Below are 1,348 nucleotides of genomic sequence, written 5' to 3'. Positions count from 1 at the left end.
AACGGCGCCAGCCCGGCGCGCCGGGCGTCCAGCGCGGCCTGCACCCGGTGGTCGTCGGCCAGTCGGCGGGCCCCTCCGCCGGCCGCGCCGCCACCGCCGTCGACCGTGCCGCCGCTGCGCGCCGGCCCCGGGCGGGCGCCGATCGCGGCGAGCACCCCCGCAGCCTTGGCGTGGGTCTCGGCCACCTCGGAGTACGGGTCGGAGTGCCGGACCAGGGTCGCGCCGACCCGGACCACCAGCTCGCCGGTGGCGGGGTCGACGTCCGCGGTCCGGATGCAGATCGGGGAGTCCAGCTGCTGTCCGCCGCTGGCGCCGCGGCCGATCAGGGCCAGCGCACCGGAGTAGTAGCCGCGCCCGCCGTGCTCGTACCGCTTGATCACCCGGGTGGCGTTCTGCACCGGGCTGCCGGTGACGGTGGCCGCGAACATGGTCTCCTTCAGCACCTCCCGGACGTCCAGCGAGGTGCGCCCGCGCAGCTCGTACTCGGTGTGCGCGAGGTGTGCCATCTCCTTGAGCCGGGGGCCGAGCACCTGGCCGCCGAGGTCGCCGACGGTGCACATCATCTTGAGCTCCTCGTCGACCACCATGGTGAGTTCCTCCAGCTCCTTGGGGTCGTGCAGGAAGGCGAGCAGCGAGTCGAGGTCGGAGCCGCCGGCCGGATAGCGGTAGGTGCCGGAGATCGGGTTCATCACCACCGTGCCGCCGGACTGCCGGACGTGGACCTCCGGCGAGGCGCCGACCAGCACCCGGTCGCCGGTGTGCACCAGGAAGGTCCAGTACGCGCCGCGCTCCTGCTCCAGCAGCCGGCGCAGCAGCGTGAGCGCGGTGCCGGTGGTGAAGCCGTCGAGGCGGGCGCGGAAGTCGCGCCGGATGACGAAGTTGGCGCCCTCGCCGTTGCCGATCTCGTCCTCGATCACCCGGCGGACGATGCCGGCGTACTCCTCGTCGTCGATGTCGAAGCCGCCGCCCTCCAGCCGGACCGGCTGCTGCGGCAGCGCGGCGAGCAGGTCGGCCAGCGGGAAGGCGTACTGCTCCTCGACGGCGAGCGCCTGCAGCGGGGTGGCGTCGTCGTGCGCCTCGAAGCCGCGTTCGCGGATCTGCCGGTACGGGACCAGGGCGAGCAGGTCGTGGCGCGGCCCGTCGGCGGGCAGGCCGGTGCGCACCGGCAGGTCGGCCAGCGTGTCGTGGCTGCCGACGGTGCCCAGCAGTACCTCGACGGTGTCCGGCGCGAGCCTGGGGGTGCGGCGGTGCAGCACCGCGAAGGCGGGGGCGCCGGGGGAGGTGAGACGGGCGAGCAGGGCGGCGGGGCCGGTGGTGGTCACGGGTGCGGCTGTCCTTCCGGGAGGGT

Annotated in this window: 1 protein-coding gene; it reads right to left on the bottom strand. The window is 74.9% G+C overall.

Translation table 11 applies throughout. The features are described from left to right. The coding region (locus AA75_RS38185; RefSeq protein WP_033825039.1) for a chorismate-binding protein at nucleotides 1–1,322 on the bottom strand (1,322 nt) is incomplete at its 3' end. Between the last annotated feature and the right edge of the window lie 26 nt (nucleotides 1,323–1,348).

The sequence above is a fragment of the Kitasatospora sp. MBT63 genome, from assembly GCF_000710465.2.
In the GTDB taxonomy this organism is placed as follows: domain Bacteria; phylum Actinomycetota; class Actinomycetes; order Streptomycetales; family Streptomycetaceae; genus Kitasatospora.
Note: the sequence above shows the minus strand (reverse complement) of the source record. Positions and strands in the feature narration are given on the sequence as shown.